Source organism: Shewanella sp. SP1S1-7 (assembly GCF_031932105.1).
Taxonomy (GTDB): Bacteria; Pseudomonadota; Gammaproteobacteria; order Enterobacterales; family Shewanellaceae; genus Shewanella; species Shewanella baltica.
The window spans coordinates 20,549-37,171 of record NZ_JAUOEU010000006.1 but is presented as its reverse complement, the minus strand read 5'-3'; the positions used below and the strand labels follow the sequence as shown (position 1 = coordinate 37,171).

At 44.2% G+C, this 16,623-nt stretch carries 15 protein-coding genes; all 15 read left to right on the top strand.

The features are described 5' to 3' along the window. The first annotated feature begins 232 nt into the window (after window positions 1-232). The 15 genes from Q4Q49_RS06865 to Q4Q49_RS06795 all read left to right on the top strand — a co-directional run bounded on the left by Q4Q49_RS06865 (window position 233) and on the right by Q4Q49_RS06795 (window position 16,583). Window positions 233-1,051 carry a flagellin gene (locus Q4Q49_RS06865; RefSeq protein WP_311890008.1) on the top strand — a complete coding sequence of 273 codons (819 nt, stop codon included), beginning with the start codon at window positions 233-235 and terminating at the stop codon, window positions 1,049-1,051. Window positions 1,052-1,195: 144 nt separating this feature from the next. Continuing rightward, on the top strand, window positions 1,196-1,582 hold the full coding sequence (locus Q4Q49_RS06860; protein WP_311890007.1) for a flagellar protein FlaG: 387 nt from the start codon (window positions 1,196-1,198) through the stop codon (window positions 1,580-1,582). A gap of 43 nt (window positions 1,583-1,625) precedes the next feature. Next, window positions 1,626-2,996 (top strand): flagellar filament capping protein FliD, encoded by a 1,371-nt coding sequence (gene fliD, locus Q4Q49_RS06855; RefSeq protein ID WP_311988497.1) that lies wholly within the window; start codon window positions 1,626-1,628, stop codon window positions 2,994-2,996. Between the two features lie 28 nt (window positions 2,997-3,024). Then, window positions 3,025-3,345, top strand: coding sequence for a flagella biosynthesis chaperone for FliD, FliT (locus Q4Q49_RS06850; protein ID WP_311988496.1), 321 nt, complete (start codon window positions 3,025-3,027; stop codon window positions 3,343-3,345). Window positions 3,346-3,351: 6 nt separating this feature from the next. Continuing rightward, window positions 3,352-3,762: a flagellar export chaperone FliS gene (gene fliS / locus Q4Q49_RS06845; protein ID WP_006082411.1), complete on the top strand. Its 411-nt coding sequence runs from the start codon at window positions 3,352-3,354 to the stop codon at window positions 3,760-3,762. Window positions 3,763-4,048: 286 nt separating this feature from the next. After that, window positions 4,049-5,482, top strand: a complete 1,434-nt coding sequence (locus tag Q4Q49_RS06840; protein WP_311998969.1) for a sigma-54 dependent transcriptional regulator — start codon at window positions 4,049-4,051, stop codon at window positions 5,480-5,482. A gap of 109 nt (window positions 5,483-5,591) precedes the next feature. Beyond that, window positions 5,592-6,674 carry a PAS domain-containing sensor histidine kinase gene (locus Q4Q49_RS06835; protein WP_012089707.1) on the top strand — a complete coding sequence of 361 codons (1,083 nt, stop codon included), beginning with the start codon at window positions 5,592-5,594 and terminating at the stop codon, window positions 6,672-6,674. After that, window positions 6,667-8,010 carry a sigma-54 dependent transcriptional regulator gene (locus Q4Q49_RS06830; protein ID WP_011847307.1) on the top strand — a complete coding sequence of 448 codons (1,344 nt, stop codon included), beginning with the start codon at window positions 6,667-6,669 and terminating at the stop codon, window positions 8,008-8,010. The genes Q4Q49_RS06835 and Q4Q49_RS06830 overlap by 8 nt, the downstream gene beginning before the upstream one ends. Before the next feature lie 230 nt (window positions 8,011-8,240). Beyond that, window positions 8,241-8,576, top strand: coding sequence for a flagellar hook-basal body complex protein FliE (gene fliE, locus Q4Q49_RS06825; RefSeq protein ID WP_011847306.1), 336 nt, complete (start codon window positions 8,241-8,243; stop codon window positions 8,574-8,576). A 45-nt stretch (window positions 8,577-8,621) separates the two neighbouring features. Further along, window positions 8,622-10,304 carry a flagellar basal-body MS-ring/collar protein FliF gene (gene fliF / locus Q4Q49_RS06820; RefSeq protein ID WP_006082406.1) on the top strand — a complete coding sequence of 561 codons (1,683 nt, stop codon included), beginning with the start codon at window positions 8,622-8,624 and terminating at the stop codon, window positions 10,302-10,304. Continuing rightward, window positions 10,297-11,349 carry a flagellar motor switch protein FliG gene (fliG, locus tag Q4Q49_RS06815; protein ID WP_006082405.1) on the top strand — a complete coding sequence of 351 codons (1,053 nt, stop codon included), beginning with the start codon at window positions 10,297-10,299 and terminating at the stop codon, window positions 11,347-11,349. Before fliF ends, fliG begins: the two co-directional genes overlap by 8 nt. Next, window positions 11,336-12,352 (top strand): flagellar assembly protein FliH, encoded by a 1,017-nt coding sequence (gene fliH / locus Q4Q49_RS06810; protein WP_012197384.1) that lies wholly within the window; start codon window positions 11,336-11,338, stop codon window positions 12,350-12,352. The genes fliG and fliH overlap by 14 nt, the downstream gene beginning before the upstream one ends. Beyond that, entirely contained in the window at window positions 12,321-13,658 is a 1,338-nt protein-coding gene (gene fliI, locus Q4Q49_RS06805) for a flagellar protein export ATPase FliI (protein WP_311990102.1), read from the top strand. The genes fliH and fliI overlap by 32 nt, the downstream gene beginning before the upstream one ends. A gap of 29 nt (window positions 13,659-13,687) precedes the next feature. Beyond that, window positions 13,688-14,134 (top strand): flagellar export protein FliJ, encoded by a 447-nt coding sequence (gene fliJ / locus Q4Q49_RS06800; RefSeq protein ID WP_006082402.1) that lies wholly within the window; start codon window positions 13,688-13,690, stop codon window positions 14,132-14,134. A 259-nt stretch (window positions 14,135-14,393) separates the two neighbouring features. Further along, window positions 14,394-16,583 carry a flagellar hook-length control protein FliK gene (locus Q4Q49_RS06795; RefSeq protein WP_311998968.1) on the top strand — a complete coding sequence of 730 codons (2,190 nt, stop codon included), beginning with the start codon at window positions 14,394-14,396 and terminating at the stop codon, window positions 16,581-16,583. Window positions 16,584-16,623 lie beyond the last annotated feature (40 nt).

The window sequence follows — 16,623 nt, the reverse complement described above, 5'->3', positions numbered from 1 at the left end:
ATTGAAGTGCTTTTGCCTACTTGTTCTAGAATCTTCTAGGAAAGTAGGCAAAGCTTTTATTAGAGATGGTTATTTATATGAAAAAAAAGATTATTTTAAAAAGTTATTATTTTTTTAAAATAATCCTAAAGATAAAAAAGGTGCTGCCGTTAAATATACTGTAACCACTAAGACCCGCCTGGCTTAAGTAGACAGGCAAGTTCACAAGCCAGGTATAAAGAGGAAACGAATCATGGCCATTACAGTAAACACAAACGTCACATCATTAAAAGCTCAAAAGAATTTAAACACATCTGCAGGCGGTTTGGCCACTTCAATGGAACGTTTATCCAGTGGTCTACGTATTAACAGCGCAAAAGACGACGCTGCAGGTTTAGCAATTTCGAACCGTCTAAACAGCCAAGTGCGTGGTTTGGATGTTGGTATGCGCAACGCCAACGATGCAATTTCAATCGCCCAAATTTCTGAAGGTGCGATGCAAGAACAAACTAACATGCTACAACGCATGCGTGATTTGACGGTTCAGTCTGAAAACGGTGCAAACAGTTCTGCCGATTTAGATGCTCTTAAAAAAGAAATGGATCAGTTGGCGACTGAAATCGATGAGATTGGTAAAACAACTGCTTTTGGTACTACTAAGCTATTAGCAGGTGGGTTTTCAGCTGGTAAGAGTTTCCAAGTGGGCGCACAAGACGGTGAAGACATTAAAGTTACTGTAAAAGCGAGTAATAAAACGTCATTATCAGTTGGTTCATTAACGAATGCTACTTCAGCTAACCGTGCATCTTCATTAGCAAAAATTGATGCAGCGATTAAGACTATTGACGCACAACGCGCTGATTTGGGTGCTATTCAAAACCGTTTAGCACATAACATTAGCAACAGCGCAAATACACAAGCAAACGTTGCCGATGCTAAGAGCCGTATCGTTGATGTTGACTTTGCGAAAGAAACATCGCAAATGACTAAGAATCAAGTGTTACAACAAACGGGTTCTGCAATGTTGGCACAAGCTAACCAATTACCTCAAGTGGCCTTATCACTACTGTAATATAAAGTAGTAAAGTTGATAAGTGATAAGGGAGGTTCGGCGACGGATCTCCCTTTGCCACATTAAAAGGTTAATCAAGCTTTATAGTGTATTTGTTTTGTTAAGTCTTATTAAAACAATTACTTAATTTGCTGAGGTATGGCTATGGATATCAATATAGCAAGTTCATCTTCTATGGTTCACAATAAGGTTGAATTAGCTCAAGTGCCGCTAAAAGCATCTGCTTCAGATGTGGAGTTAAAGCGGGATACTGCGGTGTCGGCTATTGAACAAACCGTAGAACAAGATGCGACTGATAATGAACAGAATCCGAGTAAGTTGACTCAGGTTGCCACAGAGTTGTCTGATATGATGTCTATGATGCGTAAGGGCTTAGCATTTAAAGTTGATGAAAATTCAGGGCAAGCTGTTGTTACTGTACTCGACCGAGATACTGGTGATGTTATTAGGCAAATGCCAAGTGAAGAAGCATTAGCTCTAGCTGAGAAATTATCTGAAGTCACTGGGCTTTTGATGAAAACAGAGGCCTAGATATACATTACTTGTAGTAATCGTTGAAGAGTGAGAGGTTTATATGGCATTAACTGCGACAGGCATGGGTTCTGGCCTTAAAATTAGTGAAATTGTGCAAGTTCTAGTCGATGCTGAAAAAACACCGAAAGAAGCGATGTTTAATAAAACAGAGGACAGCATTAAAGCAAAGGTTTCTGCTATGGGAACTTTAAAGAGTGCGTTGTCTACGTTTCAAGATGCCTTAAAAAAACTACAAACAGGCGATGCTCTTAATCAACGGAAAATCTCTGTTAGTAATGAAACTTATATAACTGCTACTGCGGACAAGACAGCTCAGGCTGGTAGCTATGGTATTAAAGTTGAGCAACTTGCGGTAAACCATAAAGTTGCAGGAACCAATGTTGCAGATCCTGCACTGCCAGTTGGTGAAGGAAGTTTAGATTTTGGCATTAATGGTAAGAGCTTTTCTGTTGATGTTTCTGCTACCGACTCACTTGCGGCTATTGCTAAAAAAGTTAATGAGTCATCAGATAATGTAGGTGTAACAGCAACTGTTATTACCAGTGATGCTGGCAGTCGATTGATTTTTAGCTCTAATAAGTCGGGTGAAGACAATCAAATCAGTATTACAGCTAATGACACGTCTGGAACTGGACTAAATGATATGTTTGGTGCGGGAAATATTTCCACGCTTCAAGATGCTAAAAATGCAATTGTTTATATAGATAATCAGCAAGTTACCTCACAATCTAATGAGGTAAAGAATGCCATTACAGGTGTGACGTTAAATTTAACTGATGCTGATGTTTCTAAAACGACTACGTTAAAAATTGAACAAGATGACGATGCGGTAAAGACAAATGTGAAAGCTTTTGTCGATGCTTACAATAGTTTAGCAACTGCAGTTGATAAAATGTCATCCTATGATAAAGAGAAAAAAACAGCTGCTGCATTACAGGGCGACTCTATGATTCGCTCGATAGAATCACAATTACGCAGTATTTCGAGTGAGCGAATTGACACTGATGGTGGTAATTCGATTGCCTTATATGACATAGGCATTAAAACAGATAGATATGGTAAGTTATCTATTGATGATACTAAACTTGATAAAGTGCTTTCAGAGGATATGTCTAGTGTTGAGGCGTTATTTTCAACGCCCGATAAAGGGCTTGCCAATCGTTTTTATGATCTTGCTGACAGCTATGTTAAGTCACGTGGACTAATTGACTCTCGTCAAACCGGATATACCAATCAGCAAAGCCAAATCACAGATCAAAGAGAAGCCTTTAAGCTTAAAATGGATCAGTTAACAGCGCGTTTAACTAAGCAATTTAATGCGATGGATCTTGTAGTTGGCAAACTTAATCAACAGAGTAGTGGCCTCATTGATCGTATTAATTCACTTCCTGGTGCGGTTAAGAAAGGATAATAAACTTTAATGAGTAAGGGAGTTGTCAGTGCAACAACTTAATAAGCTTAATGCTATCTTGAGTGAAATCTTAAATAAATTGACTCAGATCCCTGCTGAAGAACCTCAAACTGATGAGTTGGTGTCGAATTTGCAAGTACTGGTTGGAGAGCGTCAACTTTTACTCGATGTATTAGTGGCTGATGCGAATATGACAGATGTTGAGTATCTTCAACGTCAACTTGACCTTACTCAAGAGTACACGAGTAAAGCAAGTGTTGTAATGGCTGATAGGCAAGCATTATTACATGCAGGTAGTAAAAATAAACGCCAGATTAGTGTTTATAAGACTATAGATTCAAATAGGTAGGTGTTTATGAGAGGTTCGCTGCAATCATACCGTAAGGTTTCATTAGAAAGTGAAATTACCGTTGCTTCACCACATCGTATTATTCAGCTTATGTTCGCGGGAGCACTACAACGTCTAGCGCAGAGTCGTCTTGCGATTGAACAAAATGATCTGTCTAATAAAGGTATGTATATTGGCAAAGCCATTGGGATTATTACTGGTTTAAACAATAGCTTAGATATGGATGCTGGTGGGCAGATAGCAAGAAATCTGAGCGATCTTTATGATTTCATGTTGCGTAAAATTTCTGAAGCTAACATCAATAATGATGTGAAAGCGATTGATGATGTATGTGAGGTTTTACGTACCATCAAAGAAGGCTGGGATGCGATTCCTGCAGATAAACATAATATTTCTGCGCATTCTGAAGCGGGTTAATATCTTATTTGGTGATTAAAAATAGACGCACTGGTTGCGTCTTTTTTTTGGCTTAAAGTCAAATGTTTGACGTTTTTAACTAGAATCATGGCATAAATGAACTAAAATCAATTCAGTTTGGCATAAACCTCATCTGAGGCTTGCTTCTCGTCTGCTGATAATACAATATTCATTACAGTAGTGATGGTGGCACAGATTGTTACATTGAATTTGTTAAGCTTTTACAGCAACTAATCATAAATAATTAATGCGAATTAATACATATTAGAGCTTTACGGCCTACTGAATGATGCAAACAGATCAACGAATTTTACTTATCGGCCCCCCATCAGAGCGATTAAATCGCCTGTGTTGCATTTTTGATTTTTTAGGTGAGCAAATTGCACAAATTGACGCCGAAAAATTAAGTGCTAGCCTCCAAGATACCCGTTTTAGAGCTTTAGTTATCCTAACTGATGTTATGGATGCAGAGATGCTTAAAAACATCGCGGGTCAACATCCATGGCAACCTATGCTGTTGCTTGGCAACGTTGACGATCTGCAAGTGTCTAACATTCTAGGAAATATTGAGGAACCTTTAACCTATCCTCAACTCACTGAATTATTACACTTCTGCCAAGTATTTGGCCAAGTTAAGCGTCCTCAAGTACCCACAAGTGCGAATCAAACTAAGTTATTCCGAAGCTTGGTGGGGCGCAGCGATGGTATTGCTAATGTTAGGCATTTGATTAATCAAGTAGCGACATCTGAGGCAACCGTGCTTGTACTGGGTCAATCGGGTACAGGTAAAGAAGTGGTCGCCCGTAATATCCATTATTTGTCTGAGCGCCGTGATGGCCCTTTTATCCCAGTGAACTGTGGTGCTATACCACCAGAGTTGTTAGAGAGTGAACTTTTTGGCCATGAGAAGGGATCATTTACTGGGGCAATATCCTCTCGTAAAGGCCGTTTCGAATTGGCTGAAGGCGGCACACTATTTCTCGATGAAATTGGTGATATGCCATTGCAGATGCAAGTTAAATTGCTTCGTGTACTGCAAGAACGGGTATTTGAGCGTGTTGGCGGCACTAAGACCATCAACGCCGATGTGCGCGTTGTAGCAGCGACACATAGAGATTTAGAAACCATGATCAGCGTGAATGAGTTCCGCGAGGATCTCTATTACCGCCTAAACGTATTCCCGATCGAAATGCCCGCGTTGTGTGATCGCAAGGACGATGTGCCTTTGCTATTACAAGAGTTGGTGAGCCGAGTCTACAACGAAGGCCGTGGCAAGGTGCGCTTTACGCAGCGTGCGATTGAGTCTTTAAAAGAGCATGCTTGGTCGGGTAACGTGCGTGAGCTGTCTAATTTAGTCGAACGCCTCACCATTTTATATCCGGGTGGATTGGTTGATGTTAACGATTTACCCGTTAAGTATCGCCATATCGATGTGCCCGAATATTGTGTAGAGATGAGCGAAGAGCAGCAAGAACGTGATGCATTGGCTTCTATCTTTAGTGATGAAGAGCCGGTTGAAATTCCTGAGACGCGTTTCCCAAGTGAGCTGCCGCCTGAAGGTGTGAACCTTAAGGATTTGTTAGCAGAACTGGAAATCGACATGATACGTCAGGCGCTAGAGCTGCAAGATAACGTTGTTGCTCGCGCTGCTGAAATGCTTGGAATACGTCGTACAACGCTTGTAGAAAAAATGCGTAAGTACGGAATGACAAAAGATTAGTTTTCTATTTTATTGTAATATAAGTCTTTTTAACCTCTAAAGTTTAATTTCTAATTTGGCATAGATACTGCAGTCACTCCGTCATAAGCAATTTTTTGACGGAGTGACTATGTCAGCCAACCCACTAGCGCAAATTGAGTCATTCAAGCACACTAGCAAACAATGGAACCAACTGCGTGAGGCCGCTAATATGTCCAATCGAATGGAGCATATTTTACAGGCTATGCCATCCGGCGTGGTGATTATCAATGGCGACGGTATAGTCACGGATGCCAATCCGGTTGCAGTTGAATTACTTGAGCGCTCCTTGTGTGGCGTTCGCTGGATTGATGTGATCCACAGTGCCTTTGCGCCACAGGATGATGATGGCCACGAAGTGTCACTGCGTAATGGCCGCCGCGTTAAGTTAGCAATTACGCCACTGACGCCAGAGCCTGGTCAATTAATTGTGTTAACTGATCTGACTGAAACTCGATTATTACAGAAAAATCTATCCCATCTACAACGCTTATCTGCACTGGGTAAAATGGTTGCGACCTTGGCACATCAAGTGCGCACGCCTTTATCTGCCGCTTTGCTATATGCCTCTAATCTTGCAAGTCCTAAGTTATCCGATGCCGCTAAAGCGAAATTCCAGCAAAAGCTTGTTGATAGACTCAATGAACTGGAGCGTCAGGTTAACGACATGCTATTGATGGCGAAAGGCCGTCAGGATGAACTGGGAGATTTGATTACGCTTGCTGAGGTTATCGACAATGTATTAGCAAATTGTGAGCCGATAGCGGCGAAGCAAGGTTGTGACTTGTCATTTGATGATGCATCAAGCAGTTCGATGTTAGCCAATTCAAATGCATTAAGCTCGGCAATCAACAATTTAGTGATGAACAGTATCGAAGCTGGCGCCACTGAGATTCGTATTCAGGCGAAAGAAGAGGGCGATCAGTTACTACTAAATGTCATCGACAATGGCAAAGGTTTAGATGCCAATATGCAGCAGAAGGTACTTGAACCTTTCTTTACGACTAAGTCGCAGGGAACTGGGCTCGGGTTAGCGGTTGTGCAATCTGTGGTGCGTAATCATGGAGGACAACTGCAATTAAGTTGCTTACCGAATAAAGGTTGCACTGTGTCTTTAGTCTTCCCACGGGCTAAATCTGCGGTGATATTACCTTTGGAGATTACCCATGTCTGAAGCAAAGTTATTGCTCGTTGAAGATGATGCCTCATTGCGTGAAGCCTTGTTGGATACCTTAATGTTGGCTCAGTATGAGTGCATTGATGTTGCCTCCGGTGAAGACGCTATCTTAGCCTTGAAACAACATCAATTTGATTTAGTCATTAGTGATGTGCAGATGCAAGGCATTGGTGGGTTAGGATTATTAAACTTCCTACAGCAACATCATCCTAAGTTGCCAGTATTGTTGATGACAGCTTATGCCACGATTGGTAGTGCGGTGGATGCCATTAAATTGGGCGCTGTCGATTACTTAGCGAAACCTTTTGCGCCAGAAGTCTTGCTCAATCAAGTTTCCCGCTATTTGCCGTTAAAACAAAATGTGGATCAGCCAGTAGTTGCCGATGAGAAGAGTTTAGCTTTATTAGCACTGGCTCAGCGGGTTGCTGCATCCGATGCTTCGGTCATGATCTTAGGTCCTAGCGGCTCGGGTAAAGAAGTCTTGGCCCGCTATATTCATCAGCACAGTAGCCGTGCGGATCAAGCTTTTGTGGCCATTAACTGTGCAGCGATTCCTGAGAATATGCTCGAAGCCACCCTTTTTGGTTATGAAAAAGGCGCATTTACTGGCGCCTATCAAGCGTGTCCAGGGAAATTTGAGCAGGCTCAAGGTGGCACTTTGCTGCTAGATGAAATCTCTGAGATGGATTTAGGCCTACAAGCTAAGTTATTGCGGGTATTGCAAGAGCGTGAAGTTGAGCGTTTAGGCGGCCGTAAAACCATTAAGCTCGATGTGCGCGTGCTTGCCACATCCAATCGCGACTTAAAAGCCGTGGTAGCCGCCGGTGGCTTTAGGGAAGATCTCTACTATCGAATCAACGTGTTCCCCTTAGCTTGGCCCGCATTAAGTCAACGTCCTGCGGATATTCTGCCCCTTGCGCGTCATTTACTGGTTAAGCATGCCAAGGCATTGAATGTCGCCGATGTGCCTGAGTTGGATGAAAATGCACGTCGACGTTTATTGAGTCATCGCTGGCCGGGGAATGTACGTGAACTCGATAATGTGATCCAGAGGGCTTTGATATTAAGAGCCGGTCAAGTGATCACCGCTAATGACATTATTATCGATGCGCAGGATGTGATTTTAGGCGGCGAAGACCTAGATCAATTTGTTGCCGAGCCAGACGGTTTAGGCGAAGAGCTTAAAGCGCAGGAGCATGTGATTATTTTAGAAACCCTTAATCAATGCCAAGGAAGCCGCAAACTGGTCGCTGAAAAACTGGGGATAAGCGCCCGAACCTTAAGATACAAGATGGCAAGAATGCGTGATATGGGCATTCAACTGCCAAATTAGTCTTTAAATTCAAATGATAATCTTGCAGCCTCCATATTGATTGTGAGGCTGCGTTTATTAAAATATACCACCGCAAAAGTGACCTATTTTATCCAGAATCCTTAGTTTTAACGTCTTCTTATCCCGTCAATTTATTATCAATCACGACCATTTGAAAACTTGGCCGTTATTTTGCATTGTCCCGTTATAGGTATTTTGATCGTCAAGAACTCGACGACTGGGAGCTCAGCATGCAAATAGGCGCAAATTCATTCCTGCAAGAAATGCAGAAACTCCAAGGCGAAATTACGCCGTCTTTTGGCGTTCAGCCAAATATCATGCAGCAAGTTAATAACACCAGTGGTGCGGACTTCGGTCAGTTACTCTCGCAAGCCGTCGGCAATGTCAGCGGTTTACAGTCAACATCATCAAACCTCGCGACGCGCTTAGAAATGGGAGATACTACGGTCTCGTTGTCAGATACTGTTATCGCCCGTGAGAAAGCCAGCGTCGCCTTCGAGGCAACGGTACAAGTGCGTAATAAGCTTGTCGAAGCCTATAAAGAAATAATGAGCATGCCTGTCTAGGCCAGTGAATAACCCAATTAGCAGGTACGAATCGTGAGCACAGAAATGATTGTCGGATCCAATTCCGACTTAGCTGACCAAGGTGTCCAGCAAGAACATAAGTCAGGAATGATGGGAAACCTTGGCGGTGTCGATATGATGCGTCAAGTAACTATGATTTTAGCCTTGGCGATTTGTTTGGCCTTAGCCGTATTTGTCATGCTGTGGGCACAGGAGCCTGAGTATCGTCCATTGGGTAAAATGGAAACTCAGGAAATGGTTCAAGTATTAGATGTGCTTGATAAAAATAAAGTTAAGTATCAAATCGACGTGGACGTGATTAAAGTCCCCGAAGATAAATATCAAGAAGTGAAAATGATGCTGAGCCGCGCAGGCGTTGACAGCCCTGCGGCCAGTCAAGATTTCTTGAATCAAGACAGCGGCTTTGGTGTTAGCCAACGTATGGAGCAAGCCCGTCTTAAGCACAGCCAAGAAGAAAACCTTGCCCGTGCAATTGAGCAACTACAAAGTGTTAGCCGCGCCAAAGTGATCCTCGCGTTACCTAAAGAAAACGTCTTTGCCCGCAATGCCTCAAAACCAAGTGCGACTGTGGTTATCAATACCCGCCGTGGCGGTTTAGGCCAAGGTGAAGTCGACGCTATCGTCGATATCGTTGCCTCTGCTGTTCAAGGTTTAGAGCCATCACGGGTGACTGTGACCGACTCTAACGGCCGTTTATTAAACTCAGGCAGCCAAGATGGCGCGTCTGCGACAGCCCGTCGCGAGCTTGAATTAGTACAGCAAAAAGAAGCCGAGTATCGCACTAAGATTGAATCGATTTTGGTACCTATCTTAGGTCCTGATAATTTCACCTCTCAAGTCGATGTCAGCATGGACTTTACTGCGGTCGAGCAAACCTCTAAGCGTTATAACCCCGATTTACCGTCTTTACGCAGCGAAATGACCGTTGAAAATAATACCACTGGCGGATCTTCAGGTGGGATCCCTGGGGCGCTATCGAATCAACCGCCAATGGAATCGAACATTCCGCAAGATGCGACTAAAGCGACCGAGTCTGCCACTGCAGGTAATTCTCACCGTGAAGCAACCCGTAATTTTGAGTTAGATACCACCATTAGCCATACCCGTCAGCAAGTTGGCGCCGTTCGCCGCATTAGTGTGTCGGTTGCGGTGGACTTTAAACCCGGTGCTGCCGGAGAAAATGGTCAAGTGGCGCGTGTTGCCCGTACTGAACAAGAGCTGACCAATATCCGTCGTTTACTCGAAGGTGCGGTAGGTTTTAGCTCGCAACGGGGTGATGTGTTAGAAGTGGTAACTGTTCCCTTTATGGATCAATTGGTTGAAGACTTGCCTGCACTAGAACTGTGGGAACAACCTTGGTTCTGGCGTGCGATTAAGCTCGGTATTGGTGCGCTAGTGATTCTGGTACTGATTTTAGCTGTGGTACGTCCTATGCTGAAACGCTTAATCTATCCTGACAGTGTGAATATGCCTGAGGATGGCAGATTGGGTAACGAACTGGCCGAAATTGAGGACCAGTACGCGGCAGATACGCTAGGGATGCTCAATACACAAGAGGCGGAATACAGTTATGCCGATGATGGTTCAATTCATATCCCTAATTTGCACAAAGATGATGATATGATTAAAGCTATCCGTGCGCTCGTGGCTAATGAGCCTGAGCTCTCTACTCAAGTCGTGAAAAACTGGTTACAAGACAATGGCTGAGAATAAAACGAAAGAAGTGGCTCCAGCGGCCCCACCTGCCTTTAACATTAAAGACATTAGCGGTGTCGAAAAGACCGCGATCTTACTCCTCAGTTTGAGTGAGGCCGATGCTGCATCCATTTTAAAACACTTAGAGCCGAAGCAAGTGCAAAAAGTGGGTATGGCGATGGCGGCAATGGATGAGTTTGGTCAAGAAAAAGTCATTGGGGTACATAAGCTGTTTCTCGATGACATACAAAAGTATTCTTCTATTGGTTTCAACAGCGAAGAGTTCGTTCGTAAAGCCTTAACCGCCGCGCTGGGTGAAGATAAAGCAGGTAATCTGATTGAACAGATTATCATGGGCAGCGGTGCTAAAGGTTTGGATTCGTTGAAATGGATGGATGCACGCCAAGTAGCGACCATTATTCAAAACGAACATCCTCAGATCCAAACGATCGTGTTGTCCTATTTAGAACCCGATCAGGCGGCGGAAATTTTTGGTCAATTCCCTGAAAATACTCGCTTAGACTTGATGATGCGGATTGCGAATCTTGAAGAAGTACAGCCCGCTGCACTGCAAGAGCTGAACGACATCATGGAGAAACAGTTTGCTGGTCAAGGTGGCGCACAGGCCGCGAAAATGGGCGGCCTAAAAGCGGCTGCCAACATCATGAACTATTTAGATACGGGTATCGAAAGTCAGTTGATGGAAACTATGCGCGAGTCTGACGAAGAAATGGCGCAGCAAATCCAAGACTTGATGTTCGTGTTTGAAAACTTAATTGATGTTGATGACCGTGGTATTCAAGCACTGCTCCGTGAAGTGCAGCAAGATGTACTGATGAAGGCGCTCAAAGGCACAGATGATCAGCTGAAAGAAAAAATCTTGGGCAACATGTCAAAACGTGCCGCTGAATTGCTGCGTGACGATCTTGAGGCCATGGGCCCAATCCGTATCAGTGAAGTGGAAGTCGCCCAAAAAGAAATCCTGTCTATTGCCCGTCGCTTAAGTGACAGCGGCGAAATTATGTTAGGCGGCGGTGGTGGCGATGAGTTCCTCTAATCCGAGCGACAATAAACCGTCAAATAAGGTCTTGAGCGACGGTGATATTGAGTTTAGTCACTGGGCACTGCCAGATGTGACTGAAGCCGATGACGATTCTATCTCGAATTTGTTCGGCCATTCGAATCATCAAGCCGCTAAGCCGACGACGGTTGAGAGTGTTTCTCCGCCGACGATGGCCGAGATTGAAGACATTCGCGCCCAAGCTGAAGAAGAAGGGTTTGCCGAAGGTAAACAACAAGGTTACGAGCAAGGGCTAGAAAAAGGTCGCTTAGAAGGCTTAGAGCAAGGCCATACCGAAGGGCTCGCCCAAGGGCATGAGCAAGGATTAGAAACCGGTTTAGCTCAAGCCAAAGTTTTACTTTCGCGGTTTGAAGCCTTATTAACGCAATTTGAAAAGCCATTGCAATTACTCGATGGCGATATTGAGCTCTCCCTACTGAACTTGAGTATGACATTAGCTAAATCTGTCATAGGCCACGAATTAAAAACCCATCCAGAACAAGTGCTTTCGGCATTACGCTTAGGCATAGAGTCGCTACCCATTAAGGAGCAAGCGGTGACTATTCGGCTGCATCCTGACGATGTGATCCTTGTCGAACAACTTTATTCCACCGCCCAGCTGACCCGCAGTAAATGGGAACTTGAAGTCGATCCGACGTTAAGTGCAGGCGATTGCATTCTGAGCAGTCATCGCTCTTTAGTGGATTTAACGCTTTCATCGCGCATCGATACTGTGTTTGAGTCATTACGAAATCAACATGCGCATTTGAGTGATAAACAGCATCAACTGCAAGAGACGATTGAAGCTGAAGATACTGCCAAACAAGTGGCTGTGGCGCTTGAGTCTGAGCTTGATGATCAAACGCCTGATGACCAAGCTGTCGATACGGTTAACCAAGACACTGAGGACATGCAATCTACCTCAAACACAGGTGAGCACTTAGATACCCAATCGGATGCCGGAACAGATGCAAAATCGCCAACACCAACTGCTGAATAGGCTGAATCACCATCAGGAAAAAGTGCCGCCATTTCGAGCTGTGGCCAGTGGTCAACTCGTGCGTGTTGTTGGCTTAACCTTAGAGGCGAGCGGTTGCCGTGCGCCAGTGGGCAGCTTATGTTCCATCGAAACCATGGCGGGCGAGTTAATTGCAGAAGTCGTCGGCTTTGATGGCGAACTCCTGTATTTAATGCCTATCGAAGAATTACGTGGAGTATTACCCGGTGCCCGGGTGGTGCCTTTAGGGGAACAAACTGGACTCAATGTCGGCTTGTCCCTGTTAGGACGCGTGCTCGATGGCAACGGTGTGCCTTTAGATGGTTTAGGTGCGTTGCAGACAGATCAACAAGCGCCAAGACATAGCGCTGCCATTAATCCATTATCTCGCCGTGCTATTACCGAGCCGCTGGACGTCGGTGTGCGCGCCATTAATGCCATGCTGACAGTGGGCAAAGGCCAACGTATGGGCTTGTTTGCTGGCTCAGGTGTGGGTAAGAGTGTGCTCTTAGGTATGATGACCCGCGGCACCACTGCCGACATTATTGTGGTTGGGCTGGTGGGCGAGCGTGGTCGTGAAGTAAAAGAGTTTATTGAAGAGATTCTTGGTGAAAAAGGTCGAGCGCGCTCTGTTGTTGTTGCCGCGCCTGCAGATACCTCGCCGCTGATGCGCCTGCGCGCCTGTGAAACCTCGACTCGTATTGCCGAATATTTCCGCGATTTAGGCTATAACGTCTTGTTATTAATGGATAGTTTAACGCGCTACGCCCAAGCGCAGCGTGAAATTGCTTTGGCTGTGGGTGAGCCGCCTGCCACCAAAGGCTATCCGCCTTCAGTGTTTGCCAAGCTGCCGCGTTTAGTTGAGCGCGCCGGCAACGGTGGCCCTGGGCAAGGTTCAATTACGGCATTTTATACTGTGTTGACGGAAGGAGACGATCAACAGGATCCCATTGCCGATGCATCGCGGGCGATCCTCGATGGTCACATAGTCTTGTCACGTTCGCTTGCGGACTCTGGGCATTATCCCGCCATTGATATTGAAGCCTCTATTAGCCGGGTAGCACCTATGGTGATCTCCAATGAACACTTGGAAGCGATGCGCCGCGTGAAACAAACCTATTCCTTGTATCAGCAAAATCGTGATTTGATTTCCATTGGCGCTTATGCCCAAGGCAGCGATCCTCGAATCGATAATGCGATACGATTACAGCCGGCGATGAATGCTTTTTTACGCCAAACCATGCGTGATGCATTCAGTTTTGCCGATAGCCAAGTCATGCTCGGGCAACTTGCCGCACAGTGCAAATAATGGCGTCATCGAATTAATCGAGGTCTAGTATGGCTAACGCCGATCCCTTGTTGTTAGTGTTAAAGCTCGCCAATGATGCCGAAGAACAAGCGGCATTATTGTTAAAGTCGGCGCAATTAGAGTGTCAAAAACGGCTGAATCAACTCAGTGCGCTGAATAATTATCGCTTAGAATACATGAAGCAAATGCAATCCCAGCAAGGCCAAGCCATTAGTGCCAGTCACTATCACCAGTTTCATCGCTTTATTCGTCAGATTGATGACGCTATTACTCAGCAAAATCGCGTTGTAGCCGACGGTGAAAAACAAAAAGAATATCGACAACAGCATTGGTTGGAAAAACAAAAAAAACGTAAGGCTGTGGAATTACTCTTAGCGAGTAAAGAGAAGAAGCGCCAAGTTGTTGAACAAAAACGGGAGCAGAAAATGACCGATGAATTTGCTTCTCAGCAGTTTTATCGCCGTCATCAGCGTTAGTGTAATGGTGCGTTAAATGATCGGTATCTTTGCCATTCACTAACCTCTATGAGTTCAGTTTTCTGTTGCCGCTTATGGTGCAGAACATTTGTTCGACTTTTTTCCCTGAGTTTTATTCTTTTCAATATGCCGCAGTAAAAACTGAAGTTTTGGCATCTTATTTGCTTTGATTTAGTCCATGACCCTGCAACCGCAGTGTTTAATTGACGTTTCTACCTAGCCATTTTCTTTTTCTGCTGGGTGATGTTTGGGAGCACTTATGCAACAAATGACCAATATCCTGTTGAGTAAAACAGGCAACTCTGCGGCCAATTCCGCTAAGACATCTTCCCAAGAGTCTAATAATGAAGACTTTTCATCTACACTTGCGTCTGTCTCCGCTAGCTCATTTTCTATTTCCGCGCCTAAAAAGGCTGTCGCGAATACTGACGATAAAGTGCAGATCGCCTCTACTGATAAAGTAAAAGATAAAGACATATCAACGGATGACGCTGACGTTAATCTTATCTTCGCCCAGATCAGTATGGCAAATGACATGAAGAAAACGGCATCAGAGGGAGAGAGTTTGCCGTTTGGCTCTTCCCAAGAGGACAATAATGAGTCTGGTGATACTTTGTTGGAAAGCGATGCTCTCAGTACCGTTGAGTTGACGGGTATACAAGCATCAATGAAAGCGATGAACACTGAGCTTCCAGTTGTCGACATCTCAGGCTCAGCGCAAGGTAAGGCTGATATTTTAACGTCAAGTGAAGTTAACCTGGCAACTGAGAAAAGTAATAGCAAGTCCTCAAATGGCGAGCTATCGGGCTTACAAAAGATGTTAGATACTGACATTTCATTTTCCTCAGAACTCAAAAAGTTAACTGACCAGTTTCAACTAAATACTGCGTCATCAGATGAGACTGATAGCACTAATAATGTGTCTACGGATAAAGTATCAGTAGAGGTATTACCCAAAGAAAGATTGTTAGCGACTAAAATATCAGTAGAGGCATTGCCAATTGAAAATATACGGGCTGACAAAGACGCAGCCGACGAATTATCTGTTGAAGCAATACAGGGGAAGAAAGTTTTACTTGATGAGGCGGTAGAGGCATTAAAATCACAGTCGTCTATGGATAAAAGCCTTGAATCACATTCCGCCTCTCTCAAGGCACAAGTCATTTCGCCGAACAGTAAAATATCTGAAAGTTTAGACTTATCAGAGCTTGAAAATGCAGCAGAAACAGCACCATCAAAAATTTTAGAAAGCGTGATATTGAAAGACGCTGATGTGACTGAACTTAAAGACGATAAATCATTTTCAACTGATAAATATGCGAATCAAGTTGCGAGTGTAAACGCTGAACTGCAGGGAGCAAGGTTGGATCTTAATTCTGAGGCACTGCGAACTTCTGACGACGTAGATGAATCAATGTTGAAGTTTAGCCCTGCGAGTCAAACTTTGCGGTCTGAAACCCTAGCGCCATCGACTACTAAGAATGAAATGTCTGCAACATCTTTAATCGCTGATGAAATAGTTGATACATTGGACTTGGCAAGCTCCAAGCTGATTGATACTTCTAGCACGGACGAGGTCGATGCTGATACTGTTTCTGTAGAGAGTAATAAACCAACAGTTCGCAATGTTGAGATTACGATACCCCAGCAAGTAAGCCGAAATGCTAATGTCGATATTGCGGTTAGCAAAGTAGAAGTTCAGCCTATAGTTACAACACTGGATACACAGAATATCTTAGGTAACGCAGTTGATCCGAAGGATAGCGCAATGACTGATACCGAGATCAATGTTGATGTTTCAAAAGTAGCAATGGATGCGGGTACTTTGCTAAAGGATGCGAAGTACAGTGTGACACTCGATGCTCAAAGAGACGCTAAGCCATTCATTATGGGGGATGAAGACAAGGTATCAACGACTGACATTAAGTCATTTTCTGCTTTAGCTCAGTCATCGACGCCACTACAAGTCAATCGTCAGGAAACGATGCAAGTTCAGTTGTCATTACGCCAAGGTGTCGAACAACAAAACCAAATGCAAGAGATGATCCAACGGTTTTCACCTGTGATGAAGCAACAGTTGATCACTATGGTGAGTCAAGGTATTCAACATGCTGAAATTAGGCTCGATCCCCCTGAGCTTGGACATATGCTGGTAAAAATTCAAGTGCATGGCGATCAGACCCAAGTACAGTTCCATGTCACTCAGACACAGACGCGTGATTTAGTTGAACAAGCTATGCCAAGATTACGCGAGTTACTGCAGGAGCAAGGGATGCAATTAGCGGATAGCCATGTGTCTCAAGGTGGCCAAGGTGAACGTCGAGAGGGAAGTTTTGGCGACGGTGGCGGTTCAAGTGGGGCTGATGTGGATGAAATCTCGGCAGAAGAGCTACATTTAGGTTTAAATCAAGCTTCTAGTGTAAATTCAGGTATAGATTATTACGCTTAAGTAGGTAACCTATAGCGATGACTTATATAGTTACGTTTTC

Excerpts from the sequence above, each read along its gene's own strand:
- fliF (WP_006082406.1), top strand. The coding sequence starts at position 8,622 with ATGATTGTCGGATCCAATTCCGACTTAGCTGACCAAGGTGTCCAGCAA.
- fliE (WP_011847306.1), top strand. The coding sequence starts at position 8,241 with ATGCAAATAGGCGCAAATTCATTCCTGCAAGAAATGCAGAAACTCCAA.
- Q4Q49_RS06830 (WP_011847307.1), top strand. The coding sequence starts at position 6,667 with ATGTCTGAAGCAAAGTTATTGCTCGTTGAAGATGATGCCTCATTGCGT.
- fliI (WP_311990102.1), top strand. The coding sequence starts at position 12,321 with ATGCAAAATCGCCAACACCAACTGCTGAATAGGCTGAATCACCATCAG.
- fliH (WP_012197384.1), top strand. The coding sequence starts at position 11,336 with ATGAGTTCCTCTAATCCGAGCGACAATAAACCGTCAAATAAGGTCTTG.
- fliJ (WP_006082402.1), top strand. The coding sequence starts at position 13,688 with ATGGCTAACGCCGATCCCTTGTTGTTAGTGTTAAAGCTCGCCAATGAT.
- Q4Q49_RS06835 (WP_012089707.1), top strand. The coding sequence starts at position 5,592 with ATGTCAGCCAACCCACTAGCGCAAATTGAGTCATTCAAGCACACTAGC.
- Q4Q49_RS06865 (WP_311890008.1), top strand. The coding sequence starts at position 233 with ATGGCCATTACAGTAAACACAAACGTCACATCATTAAAAGCTCAAAAG.
- Q4Q49_RS06840 (WP_311998969.1), top strand. The coding sequence starts at position 4,049 with ATGATGCAAACAGATCAACGAATTTTACTTATCGGCCCCCCATCAGAG.
- fliS (WP_006082411.1), top strand. The coding sequence starts at position 3,352 with ATGAGAGGTTCGCTGCAATCATACCGTAAGGTTTCATTAGAAAGTGAA.
- Q4Q49_RS06795 (WP_311998968.1), top strand. The coding sequence starts at position 14,394 with ATGCAACAAATGACCAATATCCTGTTGAGTAAAACAGGCAACTCTGCG.
- fliG (WP_006082405.1), top strand. The coding sequence starts at position 10,297 with ATGGCTGAGAATAAAACGAAAGAAGTGGCTCCAGCGGCCCCACCTGCC.
- fliD (WP_311988497.1), top strand. The coding sequence starts at position 1,626 with ATGGCATTAACTGCGACAGGCATGGGTTCTGGCCTTAAAATTAGTGAA.
- Q4Q49_RS06860 (WP_311890007.1), top strand. The coding sequence starts at position 1,196 with ATGGATATCAATATAGCAAGTTCATCTTCTATGGTTCACAATAAGGTT.